The sequence below is a fragment of the Afipia carboxidovorans OM5 genome (genome assembly GCF_000218565.1).
In the GTDB taxonomy this organism is placed as follows: Bacteria; Pseudomonadota; Alphaproteobacteria; order Rhizobiales; family Xanthobacteraceae; genus Afipia; species Afipia carboxidovorans.
Window position 1 is genome coordinate 3366651 of record NC_015684.1, and the last position, 15175, is coordinate 3381825.

17 protein-coding genes are annotated in these 15175 nt (G+C 63.9%); 6 read left to right on the forward strand and 11 right to left on the reverse strand.

Annotation, left to right across the window (positions count from 1 at the left end; genetic code table 11):
* Window positions 1-119 precede the first annotated feature (119 nt).
* Window positions 120-1316: a DUF2125 domain-containing protein gene (locus tag OCA5_RS15950; protein WP_012561941.1), complete on the reverse strand. Its 1197-nt coding sequence runs from the start codon at window positions 1314-1316 to the stop codon at window positions 120-122.
* A gap of 110 nt (window positions 1317-1426) precedes the next feature.
* Between OCA5_RS15950 and OCA5_RS15955 the strand changes: the two genes are divergently transcribed.
* A complete protein-coding gene (locus OCA5_RS15955; protein ID WP_012561940.1) occupies window positions 1427-2011 on the forward strand; it encodes a gamma-glutamylcyclotransferase in 585 nt (194 codons plus the stop codon).
* 28 nt (window positions 2012-2039) lie between these two features.
* Here the strand turns inward: OCA5_RS15955 and OCA5_RS15960 are convergent, their stop codons facing one another.
* The 4 genes from OCA5_RS15960 to ftsE all read right to left on the reverse strand — a co-directional run bounded on the left by OCA5_RS15960 (window position 2040) and on the right by ftsE (window position 5220).
* Window positions 2040-2795, reverse strand: coding sequence for a lysophospholipid acyltransferase family protein (locus OCA5_RS15960; RefSeq protein WP_012561939.1), 756 nt, complete (start codon window positions 2793-2795; stop codon window positions 2040-2042).
* Window positions 2796-2807: 12 nt separating this feature from the next.
* Complete coding sequence (locus OCA5_RS15965; RefSeq protein ID WP_012561938.1) at window positions 2808-3512, reverse strand: YdcF family protein; 705 nt, start codon at window positions 3510-3512, stop codon at window positions 2808-2810.
* An 89-nt stretch (window positions 3513-3601) separates the two neighbouring features.
* The gene (locus tag OCA5_RS15970) at window positions 3602-4537 is read right to left on the reverse strand and encodes a cell division protein FtsX (RefSeq protein WP_012561937.1); all 936 of its coding nucleotides are present in this window, start codon (window positions 4535-4537) and stop codon (window positions 3602-3604) included.
* A 23-nt stretch (window positions 4538-4560) separates the two neighbouring features.
* Window positions 4561-5220, reverse strand: a complete 660-nt coding sequence (ftsE, locus tag OCA5_RS15975) for a cell division ATP-binding protein FtsE (protein WP_012561936.1) — start codon at window positions 5218-5220, stop codon at window positions 4561-4563.
* A gap of 159 nt (window positions 5221-5379) precedes the next feature.
* Between ftsE and OCA5_RS15980 the strand changes: the two genes are divergently transcribed.
* Together OCA5_RS15980 and OCA5_RS15985 are read left to right on the forward strand one after the other, a co-directional pair.
* Window positions 5380-6237, forward strand: a complete 858-nt coding sequence (locus OCA5_RS15980) for an MJ0042-type zinc finger domain-containing protein (RefSeq protein WP_013913387.1) — start codon at window positions 5380-5382, stop codon at window positions 6235-6237.
* A complete protein-coding gene (locus tag OCA5_RS15985) occupies window positions 6237-6614 on the forward strand; it encodes a response regulator (protein WP_012561934.1) in 378 nt (125 codons plus the stop codon). The genes OCA5_RS15980 and OCA5_RS15985 overlap by 1 nt, the downstream gene beginning before the upstream one ends.
* 54 nt (window positions 6615-6668) lie before the next feature.
* On the opposite strand, the gene OCA5_RS15990 is transcribed toward OCA5_RS15985, so the two are convergent.
* The 4 genes from OCA5_RS15990 to argH form a co-directional block, all read right to left on the reverse strand.
* Complete coding sequence (locus OCA5_RS15990; protein ID WP_012561933.1) at window positions 6669-9188, reverse strand: TIGR02302 family protein; 2520 nt, start codon at window positions 9186-9188, stop codon at window positions 6669-6671.
* Between the two features lie 103 nt (window positions 9189-9291).
* Window positions 9292-10560, reverse strand: a complete 1269-nt coding sequence (gene lysA, locus OCA5_RS15995; RefSeq protein ID WP_012561932.1) for a diaminopimelate decarboxylase — start codon at window positions 10558-10560, stop codon at window positions 9292-9294.
* 22 nt (window positions 10561-10582) lie between these two features.
* A complete protein-coding gene (gene lptM, locus OCA5_RS16000) occupies window positions 10583-10876 on the reverse strand; it encodes an LPS translocon maturation chaperone LptM (protein ID WP_012561931.1) in 294 nt (97 codons plus the stop codon).
* 81 nt (window positions 10877-10957) lie between these two features.
* On the reverse strand, window positions 10958-12355 hold the full coding sequence (argH, locus tag OCA5_RS16005) for an argininosuccinate lyase (protein WP_013913388.1): 1398 nt from the start codon (window positions 12353-12355) through the stop codon (window positions 10958-10960).
* Between the two features lie 49 nt (window positions 12356-12404).
* On the opposite strand from argH, the gene tlpA reads away from it, so the two are divergent.
* From tlpA to OCA5_RS16020, 3 genes are all read left to right on the forward strand, one after another.
* A complete protein-coding gene (tlpA, locus tag OCA5_RS16010; protein ID WP_013913389.1) occupies window positions 12405-13058 on the forward strand; it encodes a thiol:disulfide interchange protein TlpA in 654 nt (217 codons plus the stop codon).
* Between the two features lie 90 nt (window positions 13059-13148).
* Window positions 13149-13508, forward strand: coding sequence for a DUF1428 domain-containing protein (locus OCA5_RS16015; RefSeq protein WP_012561928.1), 360 nt, complete (start codon window positions 13149-13151; stop codon window positions 13506-13508).
* Between the two features lie 36 nt (window positions 13509-13544).
* Window positions 13545-13967: a VOC family protein gene (locus OCA5_RS16020; RefSeq protein WP_012561927.1), complete on the forward strand. Its 423-nt coding sequence runs from the start codon at window positions 13545-13547 to the stop codon at window positions 13965-13967.
* Between the two features lie 8 nt (window positions 13968-13975).
* On the opposite strand, the gene OCA5_RS16025 is transcribed toward OCA5_RS16020, so the two are convergent.
* Together OCA5_RS16025 and OCA5_RS16030 are read right to left on the reverse strand one after the other, a co-directional pair.
* On the reverse strand, window positions 13976-14164 hold the full coding sequence (locus OCA5_RS16025) for a putative motility protein (protein ID WP_012561926.1): 189 nt from the start codon (window positions 14162-14164) through the stop codon (window positions 13976-13978).
* Between the two features lie 81 nt (window positions 14165-14245).
* Window positions 14246-15127: a 3-hydroxybutyryl-CoA dehydrogenase gene (locus OCA5_RS16030; protein WP_012561925.1), complete on the reverse strand. Its 882-nt coding sequence runs from the start codon at window positions 15125-15127 to the stop codon at window positions 14246-14248.
* Window positions 15128-15175: the final 48 nt, after the last annotated feature.

Here is a 15175-nt window from a genome sequence, read left to right on the forward strand (position 1 = left end):
GACTAGAGTTCTCTCATTCGTCATGCGCGGGCTTGATCCGCGCATCCATCTTACAAAAATTCTTTAAATGATGGATTGCCGGGTCAAGCCCGGCAATGTCTCGATTAATCGCGGGCTCTCTAGAACAGCGGCGGGGTCTGCGCGACGCGCAGCGGCCCGAGCAGGATTGCGCCATCGACAAAGCGCAGCGTGATCGCCCGCGCGGGACGGTTCTCGAGCGTGGTCTGCTGACCGATCAGGTTCAGCCCGGCAATCAGGCCGGCATTGGCATTCTTGCGAGCAACCCGCCCGAGCCCCGGAATGATCCGGTCGAGTGAATCGATCATCTTGTTCACATCCTGGCTCGAGACACCGGGCGCGACATTCGTGGGCTGCGCGCCTTCCGCCAGCGCCTTCTCCAAGCCCAGCGCCGGTACGATCCGCTCGAAGCCCGCGATCGTCATCTGCAACTGACCTTCGAGGTAGCCCGCCGGCGTCAGGGCCAGCGTGCCCGCGGCAACCGCAATGGTCTCGCCCTGCTGGATGCGCGATTCGGTGACATCGATCCCGCCGCCATTGGTCTGAATCTCGCGAAACCGCTCCGGCCACGTCTTGGGCGCGAAGTCCGTCAGGCCGCGCAGCTTCACATGAAGCGTTTCGTTGAATGGCGCTTCCAGCACCGGATGCACACCCTGCACGCTCGCATCCTCGCTCCGCAGCACGCTTTCGAGTACGGGGTGGTCGTTGAACTCGCCTTCGACCATGCGGATATGCCATTCGACCTGCTTGGCACTGAAGAACGGCGCCGCCGCCCCGTCCACGAACCGCTCAACCACGGGGTCCTTGAACTCCATGGAGATGCGCTTCGGCACCGACGGCAGGCCTGCGGCGCTCGCATGGCCGAGGCTCCAGTTGGCGCGTGCAAACGGCGCCTGCCCCGTCTCCTCGACGGTCGCCGGCCCCTTGAACTCCGCGATCACGCGGGTGGGATCGTAGATCTGCGCGACGGCGAGAATCTCGCTGAGCTTTGCCGTCAGTGGAATCTTGCTGGCGAACTGCTGGGCGGTCTGTGCGGCGAGCGAGATCGTCGGATCGGCACAGCGTACCTCGAAGCGGAACGGGAAGCCGCCGATTTCGCGACGGCTGCAATCGTAAACCCGCCCCGATTTGGCCTCGCGCTCCTGCCATCCCTGAAACTGCGCATCGACTTCGTGCGTGGCATAGAACCAGAAGCCGCTCCAGCCGATGGCGGCGAGCAGCAGAAGCGCAGAGGGAACAAAGACCGGCCACAACCGGCCGTGGCGAGGCGGAAGGGAGCGGGGCTCGTCAGTCATCATAGGTAGTCCCAGAGCATCGAAATCCGGCGAATAGAAGATACACTCATCGCCGCGTTAGCCCTTGAAGTCCAGCCGAAGAGGGATGATGATTCTTCCAGAGAGCGCGATTCATGGCGATCCGACCCATTCCCGACGATGAACTCCCCAAGGGCGACCTGTGGGTGTTCGGCTACGGCTCGCTGATGTGGCGCCCCGGCTTCGATTATCTGGCCGAATGCCCGGCGCGGCTGATCGGCGAACACCGTGCGCTCTGCGTCTTTTCGCACCACCACCGCGGCACGGCGGAAAAGCCGGGCCTCGTGCTCGGCCTCGACCGGGGCGGAACCTGCCAGGGCACGGCGTTCCGGGTCGCGGAGGCCGCTCGCGCGGCGACGCTCGAATATCTGCGCGAGCGCGAGCAGATTTCCGGCGTCTATCACGAGGTGTTGCGCTCGGTCTGGCTCGAGAACGACGCCCGCGAACGGGTGCAGGCCCTCGCTTTCGTCGTCGACCGCAACCACCGGCAATATGCCGGGGTGCTGACGCTGGAGCAGCAATTGCGCTATGTCGCCAACAGCCGCGGCATCTCCGGGCCCAACCGCGACTACGTGATCGAGACCGTGAAGGCGCTGGACGCCCGCGGCTGTCACGATCCCGCGCTGCGCCGCCTCGTCGCGCTCCTGCAAAGCGAAATCCCGCTGCAGGAGGCGGAGTAAGCCGCTCGCTACTCCTCGATAAAACGGCTTACGACGCGGAAAACCCCATTAGCCGCTCCTGCTCGTCCCGTCCCTCTTGGGCGAAGCGGTTGCTCGCCGTCTCGATCACGGACGAGACACGCGCGGTGAACTCATCCCGGGCGAGGCCGGCCGGAATCGGTTCGAGAAACTCAACCACCAGCGTGCCGGGGTAGCGCAGGAATCTATGGCGCGGCCAGAACAGCCCGGAATTCAGCGCGACCGGCAGGCAGGTGACGCCGCAGCTCACATAGATCTGGCTGACGCCGACCTTGTAATCCGGCGGCGCGCCGACCGGCCGGCGCGTGCCTTCCGGGAAAATGATGAGCTGCCGTCCGCGCCGCACCTCATCGCGCGCGCGCCGCATCATCTCAAGCAGCGCCCGCCCGCCCGCCTTGCGGTTGAGGGCGATCATCTGCGCCTTGACGAGATACCAGCCGAAAAACGGAATCCGCGTCAGTTCGCGCTTCAGGATAAACAGCGGCTCATCGAAAAACGGCATCAGCGCGAAGGTCTCCCACGCCGACTGATGCTTGGAGGCGACGAGCAACGGCCCTTCGGGGATTCTGTCCAGCCCGCGATATTCGACCTTCACGTTGCAGATCAACGTGAACAGCCAGACGCTCGTCTTCGACCAGGTCTTCGCAACCCAGATGATGCCGCCGCGCGGCATCAGGTAGGTCGGCAGGCCGATCACGCACCAGAGCACCGTGTTGAGATAGAACACGACATTGAAAATCAGCGAACGCAGAAAAATCAAAACCATTATTGCTCTCAATCAACCGGCCGAATGCGCCGGTCGCACCATTGCGCCCTTGCCGGTGTCCTCCCATTCGGGGAAGACAATGCCGAAGGCTGCGAGACGCACGCGGACCTGCGCGGCGAGATATTTGACGTATTCAAGCGCGACGAGGCGAATACCGGCAGCGCTGTGCCACCACGGCTCGCCGCGCCACGCCTCGCTCACCACCGGATAGAAAATCAGATCGATATCCGGCATCGCATGCGACAGCTCAACGCTCGCACGCGGCATGTGATAGTTCGACGTGACGACGATCAAGGAACGGAAGCCACGCTCCTTGACCCAGCGTCGCGTCTCGGTCGCATTGCTGCGGGTGTTGACGGCGGAGCGATCGAGATCGACGCAACAGCTCAACAGTGTTTCCCGCTCCGGCTGCGCCCGCAGAATATCAGCCGTGCCGTTCGCAGGGTGAACGCCGGAAATCAGAAGCCGCTTGCCGTAGCCTCTGGACAGAAGATCGAGCGCATCCGCGACCCGCGACGCACCGCCCGTCAGCACAACAATGCCATCGGCATGGCGTTCAGGCTTGATTTCCTCGGAGTGCAACTGGCCGGCGAACCAGGCAAATCCTGCGAGAAAAATGATGACGAACGAGACCACGAAGCGCGTCACCGGCCAGCCGCCGGCACGCGCACGCATCTCCGCTTCGCTCATCCTCGAATGATCCGGCCTGCCGGTCATGCCCGCGATAGATCCCGTCCCGATCCCGTTTTAATGTCGCGCCCAAAATGCCCGAAGCCGCGACTGCCCGCAATCATCCGATATATGCCTCAATCCATCTCGTTGAGGGTTGCGAACAGCGTACGGCGCGCCGCCCATGCGGTCACCGCCGCGATCACAAGCGCCTGCCCTGCGAGGATCAGATAGCCTGAGCCCGGCAGTGCAAAGGTGCCGAGCAGTGCGGCGAACTGATCGCCCGCGGGCGTGCCCGAGAACCAGCCCGCGATCGATTCCGAGAATCCGAACACAAGAATGGCCGCGATGCCGCCGATCACGCCGCCTTCCAGACCTAGTCGGAGAAAGTGGCGAAAGAAGTGGTTGGCGATGAAACGATCCTGCGCGCCGACGAAGTGTAGCACCTCGACGATCGGCCGGTTGGTCGCCATCGCACCGCGGGTGGCGAACGACACCGATATGATGGTCGCGAGAATGACAAGAATGAGGACACCGGTGCCCGCGAGCACGATCGCGCCGCTCATCGAGCGCATCCGCTCGATCCATGCGCGATGATCGTCGACCGTCACCGATGGTGCGATGGCGGAGAGGCGCTGCTGCAGGCCTGCGATGTCGAGCCCGGCATCGGACGCCACCCGTGCCACGACAATCCGCGGCACCGGCAGGTCATCGATGGAAAATCCGGTCCCGAGCCATGGCTCAAGAAGCCGCGCCGATTCCTCCTTGGTGAAAGGCCGCGCATCGACGATACCGGCTTCCCTGCGCAGCGCTTGCGTCACCGCCTGAACATCGCGCTCGATGTCGCGCCCCGCGGTCGCGCGCAACTGGATGGTGATCTCGCTTGCGACATCCGATTGCCATTGCGCGGCGGACGCTCGCACCAGCAGCACCGCACCGGTGGTGATCGAGGCGAGAAACGTCATGATGGCGACGACCGCGACAAGCGCGCGACCGGACATCGAGCCGCGCGGCACGATTGGCGAGACATTGCGCGGCGCATCGCCCGCGCTTTGATAATGCGCGTCAGCCACGATCGTCTGTCCTGCGAGAGGCGCTATTCATAGATATGCAGCCTCGATTCATGCAGCACCATGCGGCGCGCCTGATACTGGTCCATCAGGGCGATATCGTGGGTGGCGATGATGACGGCGGTGCCGCTTTTATTGAGCTGGATAAAGAGATTGAGCAGCCGCCGCGCAAGCGTGGGGTCGACGTTGCCGGTCGGCTCGTCGGCAAGGAGAAGCTGCGGCCGCGCGATCACGGCGCGCGCAATCGCCGCGCGCTGCTTCTCGCCGCCCGACAGAATCGGCGGCAGCGCTTCCATCCGCTCGCCGAGACCGACCCATTTCAAGAGATCGACCACCTCGCGGCGGTAACTCGATTCATCCCTCCCCATGACGCGGAACGGCAGCGCCACGTTCTCGTATGTCGTCATATGGTCGAGCAGCCGGAAATCCTGCAGCACGATGCCGATCCGCTGCCGCAGCCGCGCAATCGCGCTTTTGTCGAGCAGCGAGATATCCTGCCCGAACATGTTGACGAGCCCGCGGGTCGGCCGCAGCGACAGGAACAGCATCCGCAACAGCGAGGTCTTGCCCGCACCGGACGGGCCAGTGAGGAACTGGAAGGAATGCGCCGGGATCTGGAAGCTCAGATCCCGCAGCACTTCCGGACCAAGCCCATAGCGCAAACCGACATTTTCGAATCGGACCAAGCTCAGCTCCGTTCGGAAAAGGGTGCGAATCCCGCGGCAGGGCCAATTCCGCCGCAAAGCCGGGAGATAGAGTTTGCCAGTCTTGGCGCCGTTATGGTTTCCGATTCGTTAACGGACGCCGCATAGACTGCGGGCGGCTCATTCTCAACGATTCGCTGCATGCAGATCATCTGTCCCCATTGTACGACACACTACGACGTGGACTCCGCGAAATTCGGGGCCGCCGGTCGCAATGTGCGCTGCGCCCGCTGCGGGGAAACCTGGCTTGCAAGGGTGGAACCCACCCCCGCGATGGCAGGGCCCGATCAATTCGAGGAGATCGATGCAGGCTGGGGCCTTTCCGAGACCCCCGTCCGCGAAGAGACGACCCCGCATGTTCCGAGCCCTTCCATCGCCGCCGGCTGGGAGAACGAGGACACGGCATCCGACGACTCCGATTTCGAAGAGGCGACGCAGCCCGCGAAGGGCCCCGAATGGCTGCAGAGCCTGCTGCGGCCGCTGAAGCCGCTCGCCCATGCGCCGATCTTCTCGCACGTTGCATCGCGCATGCCGTCGCTGTCGCGCCTACGCATCCCGAAGGTCAGCTTGTCATTTGCCGCGACCGCGATGGTCGCCATCTCACTTGGCCTCGTGATCTGGCGCGCCGACGTCGTGCGCCTGCTGCCGCAGACCGGGCCGTTCTTCAAGGCGGTCGGGCTTGGCGTCAATCTCCGCGGGTTGAATTTCGAGAAGCTTCAGCTCAGCGCCGAGACGGTCAACGGCAAGCCCGTGCTGGTGATCCAGGGCGCGATGACCAACATCACGCGCAAGCCTGTCGAGTTGCCGCGGCTGCGCTTCATCGTCCGCGACGCCAACGGCACCGACATCTATGCGTGGAATTCGGTGCTGGAACAGCCGGTGCTGAAGGCGCAGGAGCGGCTTGCGTTCAAATCTCGCCTCGCCTCACCACCGCAGGAAGGGCGCGAGATCGCCGTCCGCTTCTTCCAGCGCCGGGATATCGCGACCGGGGTGAACTGATGGCGAAGATCCTGATCGTCGATGACGAAGAGTCGATGCGCCTTCTCGTAGCGCGCGCCATCACGATGGACGGCCACGAGATCGCGACCGCGCAGGACGGCGCCGAGGCGCTCGACCTCGTCGTCCGGGCCAATGGCGCGTTCGATCTGTTGCTGACCGACATCAAGATGCCGGTGATGGACGGCATTGCGCTCTCGCTCGCCGTCGCGCGGGACTACCCGCGACTCACCATTCTGCTGATGACGGGATTTGCCGATCAACGCGAGCGCGCCTCGGGGTTAGAGGCCATCGTTCATGATGTGGTGACAAAGCCGTTCGCGATCGCGGATATCCGCACCGCTGTCGCTGAAGCGCTCGGTGCGCGCGCGAGCGTCTAGAGCTTTGACGCGTTTTCTTCATGCGAACCGGTTTCCACTTCGCTTGAAAACGCTCTAGTAATCCTTCAACAGGCGCTCGATATATTCGAGCTCGAGCTGCGGACGGGCGTTGTCGCCAAGCCGGCGCCGCAGTTCTTCAAGAATACGACGCACGCGCTGCACGTCGATCTCGCCCGGGATTTTCACACTCTGGTCGTCGCTATAGTCGCGCCCTTTCAACGGCCGCCCGAGCGGGTCGGTCTGCTCGCCACCACTCTGCTGGCCAAAACGGTTGCTCTGCCCGTTCTCGCCGTCCTGACCCTGTTGCGCCATATTTTTCGCGCCTTTTTTCAGAGCCTCAATCGCACGACCCTGCGCGTCCACCGCGCTACCGGCACGGCCTTCGCCGAGCTCGCTGCCTGCCTCGCCCATCGCACTGTCCGCATCACCGAGCGGATTGCCTTCTCCGGGTTCGCCATCCTCACCGGGCTGTGACGGGGTCATGCCCTTCTGCTTCATGTCGTCGAGGAGTTTCTGCAGACGCTCGCGCAAAGCCTGCTGATCGCGCTGCAGGTTCTGCATTCCGCCTTCGCCCTCCTGCTGCTCGCCCTGCGGCGTGCGTGAGTTCTGGCCTTCGTTGTAGGTCTTGTCGCGCAACTGCTGCTGCTTGCGCGCGAGGTCGCTGAGTTCGTTCAGCGCCTGCCGCATCTCCTGATCGCCCTCGCCGGGCTGCGCCATCTGCAGATTTTCCAGCATCCGCTGCAACTGTTCGAGCAATTGCTGCGCGGCTTCCTTGTCACCGGAGCGCGACAGCTTCTCCATGCGATCGATCATGGCCTTGAGATCGCGCTCGCTCATCACGCGCGCATTGCGGTCGAGCGGCCGCGTGGCTTGCTGCGGGTTCTGCTGCATCTGCTGGGCAAGCTGGCGCAGATAATCGTTAAGCGCGGCGCGCAGGTCCTCGGTGAGCTTGCGGATTTCCTCATCGGACGCGCCACGCTCCAGCGCCTGCTTCAAGGCATCCTGCGCAGCGCGCAAGGCCTTCTCGGCGTCGCTCGTATTGCTGTCCTCGATCGCCACCGCGAGCGCCCACAGATTGTCGACGGTGCCGCGCAGCGCCTCGCGCGTGTTGGCGCGGGCAAGCTGATCGGCGACGGAATGCAGACCAAGGTAGACGCCCGATTCCGGGGTAAAGGCCTGCGGCGCAATCAACAGCGCCTCCAGTGCGATCATCACCAGCGGCTTCTGACCCGCATCGGAGGCCAGCGCACGCCGCTGCTCGATCAACGCGCGCGCCAGTGGCTTGTTGAAGATGCGCTGCGGCAGCCGCATGTCGAACGGCTCGCTCATGCCTTCATTGCCGGCATCGTCTTTCGCCACCAGCCGCAGCGTCACATCCGCGCCCGCGAAGGGATGCCCGCTCAGATCCTTCACGGTCTGACCGACGCCGCTCTTCGCCCGCGCGCTCGGCAAACCGAGTGCGAATTCGATCGGGTCGTACAATGGCGAAGTGGCTTTTTCCGGCGAGCCATCGTCCTGACGTCGCAAGACAATGCGCGCCTGTGCCTGCGTGACGCCGTAGTCGTCTTCGAGCTTGTAGGACAGCGACAGGCCGCCATGCGCCTGGCGCTCCGGGTCTTTCGCCAACGCAATCGTCGGCGCGCGATCGGGAATGGCGGTGAACGTCCATTGCGACAGCGAGAGCGGAGAGCGCACACGCGCCGTGCCGTCGCCGGTGATGGCGAAGCGCCGCTCGTCAGCGCCCTCAGGTTTGCCCTTGAGTTTTTCCTTGGGCTTATCGTCCTTGTCCTCGGCAGTCGCGATGCCGCCGCTCACATTGACCTCAAGCGAGCCGCCGCTTGCACGGACGACGAGGTTGCTGCCGGCCGGCACTGAAATCGCGCCGGCATCGGCGGCGGTCTTCTGTGCACCCGAGATCACGACCGGCGGGCGGTTGGTGTAGGGCGGAGGGTCGATCCAGGCATCGACGCGGACCTCGACACCGGAGAAAGCACCGTTCCAATCGAACGCCTGCATCAGGCGAAGGCCGCGCTCGTCACCGGCCGCGATGAAGGTTGCGATCAGAAGAAGGATCGCAACGGCGCGCGTTGCAAAAGGATCGAAGCGCCGCACGCCGGGTGAGGGCCAGCGGGCACGGATGCGGTCGAGCGCCGCGCGCATGCGGGTGCGCTGCGCACTCCACAAAGCCTGCGCAACTTGATCCTCGGACGTGAGCGTATCGGTCAGCGTCGTTGCAGGCCGATGCGCTATGCCGGAATCAAGATCGAGGCGATGCAGCGCCTCGTCCCGGCTGGGCCAGCGCAGCGTGACAAACGGAACCAGAGTCACAATGAAGGCGATCGCAAAAAGCACGACGCCCCCGATCCGCACAGGGAGCGGCACGATGCTCCAGAGGCCCGCCCATGAGGCGGCAAGGAATAACCCGACAACCGTCAGCACGCGCGTCAGCGGCGGCCACAGCCGTTCCCACGCGATCGCAAGCTGCGCGCGCTGCACCGCCCGTCTGATCTTCTGCTGCAGAGCGTCTTCCCCCGAGGGAGGCGTCTGCGGGGAATGGGAAGGCTCGCCGGCCACGACAATCTCCGTTGGACGAAGATAAGCCTATCACGGTGCCGCTAATGAGGCACGGCGGGAACCGGTCGCACAAAGCCGCCGATGGCTCACAGCCACGTTAAGTTCACAGCCATGGGGCGATCTGATCCAGTGCGATCAATTGTGCGGCATCGACCCTAGGCCGGACCACGGCATAGTCACCGCCCTTGACCAGAACCTCCGGCACCAGCGGCCGGGTGTTGTAGGTGCCGGCCTGGACCGCGCCGTAAGCGCCCGAGGACATCACCGCGACAAGGTCGCCGGCCGCAAGTGCCGGCAGGCGGCGGCCAAGTGCCAGATAATCGCCGGTTTCGCAGACCGGTCCGACCACATCCGCGACCAGCGAGGGGTCATTTGGCGCCGCTTCCCGGACGGGGAGGATATCGTGATGGGCCTCATATAGCGTCGGCCGGATGAGGTCGTTCATGGCCGCATCTATTATGACAAAATTGCGTCCTTCGCCGTGCTTCACATAGATCACGCGGCTGACGAGAATTCCGGCATTGCCGACGATCATCCGCCCCGGCTCGAACAGGAGACGGCAGTCGTCGAGCCCCCTGGTGACGCGCTTCACCACCTCGGCATAGGCGGCGGGGGTCGGCGGCACCGGCAGGTCGCTCTCGTAGGGGATGCCGAGACCGCCGCCGAAATCGATATGGTCGATGGCGTGGCCGTCGGCGCGCAGCGTGCGGACGAAATCGACCAGCAAGGCGAACGCGGCTTCGAGCGGTGCAAGATCGGTGATCTGGCTGCCGATGTGCATATCGACGCCGGTGAGCCGAATGCCCGGCAGCTTCGCCGCCCGCGCATACACACCGCGCGCACGCGACAGCGGAATGCCGAACTTGTTCTCCGACTTGCCGGTCGAGATTTTTGCGTGACCGCCCGCGCCGATATCGGGATTGAGCCGCAGCGAGACGCGCGCGACCTGTCCCGTCTCATCCGCCACGCGGGAGAGCAGATCAAGCTCGGGCTCGGACTCGACGTTGATGCAGAGAATGTTTTCAGCAAGCGCCTGACGCAGTTCGCCTTCCGTCTTGCCGACGCCGGAGAACACAATCTTGTCGGCGGGAATGCCGGCCGCCCGCGCGCGCATCAGTTCGCCGCCGGAGACGACGTCGGCGCCCGCGCCGAGCCGCGCCAGCGTGCGCAGCACCGACTGATTGGAGTTCGCCTTCATCGCATAGCAGACGAGCGTATCGACCCCAGCGAAGGCTTCAGTGAAGACGCGGTAGTGCCGCTCCAGCGTCGCGGTCGAATAGCAATAGAACGGCGTGCCGAGTTGTTCGGCGAGACGGCCGATATCGACGTCCTCGGCATGAAGAACGCCGTTACGATATTGGAAGTGATGCATGGCGGCTCAATCCAAGAGTGGATCACTCCAGGAGGGGATCGAGGAAGATGCGTTTCTTCTCGCCGCGGGGCGCGATGATCTGCCGGCCGTTGCTGCTGCCACCAGGCGCGAACAGCGTTTCGTCCGCCGACGTACTGGGAGCGGCCTGCGTGCGATAGGGCTGCGACGTGCCCTCCTCCGCGGCCGGTGACACGGCGGCGTTCGGCGGCAGATCGAGCGGGCCCTTCCGGCCGCAACCGCCAAGCGCGAACGCGGACACGATGAGACCGACAGCGGCAAGCTTCGACCAGGAGAGCTGAGAGACGAGAGAGTTCACGGCGAGTTTCCTGAATGGGGCCGCACCATACAAAGAACGGCCCCGGCTGGCGAGGCCCCTGCCCCGCCAATCCTCACTGGGTCAGGTCGATTTTTGCTCTTTTTCCAGCCGCATCAGCCAGTTCTTGGCCTGCCCGCGCACATTCTCCGGCGCCGTGCCGCCGAAACTGGTGCGGCTGTTGACCGAGGCCTCGACCGACAACACGCCGAACACGGCGTCGGTGATCGCGGGCTCCACCGCCTGCATGTCGGCGAGCGGAAGCTTGTGCAGGGCGACACCGGCCTCGGCCGCCTTGGAGACGATCCGGCCGGTGACGTGATGCGCCTCGCGGAACGGCATCTTCAGCGTCCGCACCAGCCAGTCGGCAAGGTCGGTCGCCGTGGCATAGCCCTCGCCGGCCGCAACCTTCATCCGCGCCTCGTCGGGCTCGAGATCGAGCACCATGCCGGTGATGGCGCGCACCGCAAGCGACAGCGCCGCGAAGGCTTCCATCGCGCCCGCTTTATCCTCCTGCATGTCCTTCTGATAGGCAAGCGGCAGGCCCTTCATGACGATGAGCAGCGCGGTCAGCGAGCCGATGATGCGGCCGGTCTTGGCACGCACGAGTTCGGCCGCGTCCGGATTGCGCTTCTGCGGCATGATCGAGGAGCCTGTCGTGAACTTGTCCGACAGATGCACGAGACCGACCAGCGGCGACGTCCAGATCACGATCTCTTCAGCAAAACGTGACAGATGCATCGCCGCGATCGAACACGCCGCCAGTGTCTCCAACACGAAGTCGCGATCGGAGACAGCATCGAGCGAATTGCCCATTGGCCGCTCGAAGCCAAGCGCCGCAGCAGTGGCACGGCGATCGATCGGGAACGAGGTGCCGGCAAGCGCCGCCGCACCGAGCGGGCTTTCGTTGAGGCGCTTCCGTGCGTCAGTGAAGCGGCCGCGATCGCGTCCGACCATCTCGACATAAGCGAGCAGATGATGGCCGAACGTCACCGGCTGCGCGGTCTGCAGATGGGTGAAGCCTGGCATGACCGTTGCGGCATGTTCGAGCGCGCGCTTCACCAGCGCCCGCTGCAGCGAGGCGAGATCGGCGTCGAAGGAATCGATGGCATCGCGCACATAGAGGCGGAAGTCGGTCGCGACCTGATCGTTGCGCGAGCGCGCGGTATGAAGCCGCCCGGCCGCAGGGCCGATCAATTCGCCGAGCCGGCTCTCGACATTCATATGAATGTCCTCGAGTGCGCGCTTGAAGGTAAAGCGGCCCGCTTTGATCTCTGACAAAATCGTGTCTAGACCGTTCGTGATATTCTTCGCATCACTGGCCGTGATAATGCCCTGCGCCGCCAGCATGGCGGCGTGGGCTTTTGACGCGGCGATGTCCTGGGCATAGAGGTGCTGATCAACATCGATCGAAACGTTGATTTCCTCCATGATCGCATCGGGGCTTTCTCCAAAGCGGCCACCCCACATCTTGTTGCTCATGACTGCCCGCCCTGACTTCGCCTTCAATCCACACTAGATACAGCGCACGATGACCGAGCAGACCAAACCTACCCGTTCCCGCATGTCCATGGCGCTCGCCGCCGTCCTGGTGGGCGTCGGCGGCGCCACCGTGGCGATATACGGGATGGGTGGCCTGCAAGGCAATGCATCCAGCGACCCGGTTTGCCGTCCGGCGGTCGATCTGGCCAAGAAAATCAAGCCATTGGCCCATGGCGAACTGGCCGCATTAACCATGGCCTCGAAGCCGCTGCAGGTGCCGGACCTCACTTTCAATGACGCCACGGGCGCTTCGCGCAAGCTGTCGGATTTCCGCGGGCGCACCCTGCTGGTCAATCTGTGGGCGACCTGGTGCGTGCCCTGCCGCAAGGAGATGCCGGCCCTCGCCGAACTTCAGGCGAAGCTCGGCGGCCCGAATTTCGAGGTGGTCGCGATCAACATCGACACCCGCGATCCTGAAAAACCGAGAGAGTTTCTCAAGGACGGCAATCTCTCGACGCTTGGCTATTTCCACGACAACAGCGCCAAAGTCTTTCAAGACCTGAAAGCCGCTGGCCGCGCGCTCGGCATGCCGACCTCGATGCTGGTCGACAGTTCCGGCTGCGAAATCGCCACCCTCGCCGGCCCGGCCGAATGGGCAAGCGAAGACGCGATCAAGCTCGTGACCGCCACCACCGCGCCATAGGCCGCAGCGGCATCACTTTCCCGCCGCCTCAAGGTTGCTACGTTTCCTCTGCACGATCGCCGCCCACGCGGCAACATTGGGAGGATTCACATGCAATATGTCGACGGATTCATCGTTCCGGTCCCGAAGAAGAACCTCACCGCCTATCGCGCGCTGGCACGTAAAGCCGGCAAGATCTGGCGCGAGCACGGCGCGCTCGATTACCGCGAGTGCGTCGCCGAGGACGTGAAGATGGGCAAGCAGACCTCGTTCCCGCGCAGCGTGAAGCGCAAGCCGAACGAGACCGTGGTGCTTTCGTGGATCGTCTACAAGTCGCGTGCCCATCGCGACCGCGTCAACGCCAAGGTGATGAAAGACCCGCGATTGACCGGCATGATTGACCCCAAGGCGTTGCCATTCGACGGCAAGCGCATGATCTATGGCGGGTTCGAAACCCTCGTGAAGCTTTGAGCCTGCGAACAATCAAACCAGACGGAGGACACGCTCATGCCGGTGACACCCTATCTGTTTTTCGATGGCCGCTGCGAGGAGGCCCTCGCATTCTACGAGAAAGCGCTCGGCGCCAAGGTCGGCATGAAGATGCGTTTCAAGGATGCGCCGGAAACGCCGCCCTCCGAGGAATGCGCTGGCATCGATGACGCGCAACTCGCCGACAAGATCATGCATGCGTCCTTCGAGATCAGCGGCAGCACGGTCATGGCGTCCGACGGCTTTGCCCGTGGCGAGACGCGCTTTGCCGGCTTTTCGCTCTCGATCAACACGCAGACCGAGGCGGAAGTCGACCGCGTCATCAAGGCGCTTGCCGAGGGCGGCGAGATCCGGATGCAGCCCGAGAAGACGTTCTTCGCCAAACGCTTCGGCGAAGTCGTCGACCGCTTCGGTATCGACTGGCTGGTGATCTGCGAATAAGGCGAGGCTTACGCCGAGATATCGAGGTTGCCGCCGATGCCGGGCGCATTGTTCGCGGCGGGAGCGGCAGGCTCCAGCAATTGCAGAACCTGGGCCTGCGAATCGAGGTTCGACTTCAAGACGCGCGTTGCGATCTGCTGCTGGGTGTTGGCCATCTGCATGGCCATCAGGCTACTGACGATACTCATGACGTCCATGACAGCGATCCGCGCACGAAAAACCGCCGGTGACCATAATCACCGGCGGTTAAGAAAAGCTGGCGAGGAGGAGTGCACGCCTCAGCGCGTGGGAACCGGCTTGTCGCCGCGATAATCGTAGAAGCCGCGCTGCGATTTGCGGCCGAGCCAGCCCGCCTCGACATATTTCACGAGCAGCGGACAGGGCCGATATTTCGAATCCGCGAGCCCCTCGTGCAGCACCTGCATGATCGACAGGCAGGTATCGAGGCCGATGAAGTCCGCAAGCTCGAGCGGGCCCATCGGGTGGTGCGCGCCGAGCCGCATCGCGGCGTCGATCGCCTGCACGTTGCCGACGCCTTCATAGAGCGTGTAGATCGCCTCATTGATCATCGGCAGCAGAATGCGGTTGACGATGAAGGCCGGGAAATCTTCCGACACCGCGATCTGCTTGCCGACCTTGGTGACGAAGGCGCGCGAGGCCTCGAAGGTCGCGTCGTCGGTCGCGATGCCGCGGATCAGCTCGACGAGCTCCATCAACGGCACCGGATTCATGAAGTGGATGCCGATGAATTTTTCCGGCCGGTCGGTCGAGGCGGCAAGACGCGTGATCGAGATCGAGGAGGTGTTGGAGCCGATGATCGCATCGGGCTTCAGCACCGCGCAGAGCTCGTGGAAAATCTGGCGCTTGACCTCTTCCTTCTCGACCGCGGTCTCGATCACGAGATCGCAGGAGGCGAGGCCGTCGAGCCCCGGTGCCGACTTGATCTTCTTCAGCGCAGCCTGATGCGCGGCCTCGGTGATGACCTTTTTCGCGACCTGCCGGGAGAGGTTGCCATTGATGGTGGCCATCGCCGACTTGAGGCGATCCTCCGAAATATCGGTCATCACCACGTCGAGCCCGGCCAGCGCCGCCACGTGCGCGATGCCGTTGCCCATCTGGCCCGAGCCGATCACGCCGATCGATTTGATTTCCTTCGCCATCTTCCGTTGCCATCCATTCGCGGCATCCCGTCAGGCCTCCCCGACGCA

Excerpts from the sequence above, each read along its gene's own strand:
- OCA5_RS15955 (WP_012561940.1), top strand. The coding sequence starts at position 1,427 with ATGGCGATCCGACCCATTCCCGACGATGAACTCCCCAAGGGCGACCTG.
- OCA5_RS15950 (WP_012561941.1), bottom strand. The coding sequence starts at position 1,316 with ATGATGACTGACGAGCCCCGCTCCCTTCCGCCTCGCCACGGCCGGTTG.
- tlpA (WP_013913389.1), top strand. The coding sequence starts at position 12,405 with ATGACCGAGCAGACCAAACCTACCCGTTCCCGCATGTCCATGGCGCTC.
- argH (WP_013913388.1), bottom strand. The coding sequence starts at position 12,355 with ATGAGCAACAAGATGTGGGGTGGCCGCTTTGGAGAAAGCCCCGATGCG.
- OCA5_RS15960 (WP_012561939.1), bottom strand. The coding sequence starts at position 2,795 with ATGGTTTTGATTTTTCTGCGTTCGCTGATTTTCAATGTCGTGTTCTAT.
- OCA5_RS16030 (WP_012561925.1), bottom strand. The coding sequence starts at position 15,127 with ATGGCGAAGGAAATCAAATCGATCGGCGTGATCGGCTCGGGCCAGATG.
- OCA5_RS15980 (WP_013913387.1), top strand. The coding sequence starts at position 5,380 with ATGCAGATCATCTGTCCCCATTGTACGACACACTACGACGTGGACTCC.
- OCA5_RS16020 (WP_012561927.1), top strand. The coding sequence starts at position 13,545 with ATGCCGGTGACACCCTATCTGTTTTTCGATGGCCGCTGCGAGGAGGCC.
- OCA5_RS16015 (WP_012561928.1), top strand. The coding sequence starts at position 13,149 with ATGCAATATGTCGACGGATTCATCGTTCCGGTCCCGAAGAAGAACCTC.
- OCA5_RS15965 (WP_012561938.1), bottom strand. The coding sequence starts at position 3,512 with ATGACCGGCAGGCCGGATCATTCGAGGATGAGCGAAGCGGAGATGCGT.
- OCA5_RS16025 (WP_012561926.1), bottom strand. The coding sequence starts at position 14,164 with ATGGACGTCATGAGTATCGTCAGTAGCCTGATGGCCATGCAGATGGCC.
- OCA5_RS15985 (WP_012561934.1), top strand. The coding sequence starts at position 6,237 with ATGGCGAAGATCCTGATCGTCGATGACGAAGAGTCGATGCGCCTTCTC.
- lysA (WP_012561932.1), bottom strand. The coding sequence starts at position 10,560 with ATGCATCACTTCCAATATCGTAACGGCGTTCTTCATGCCGAGGACGTC.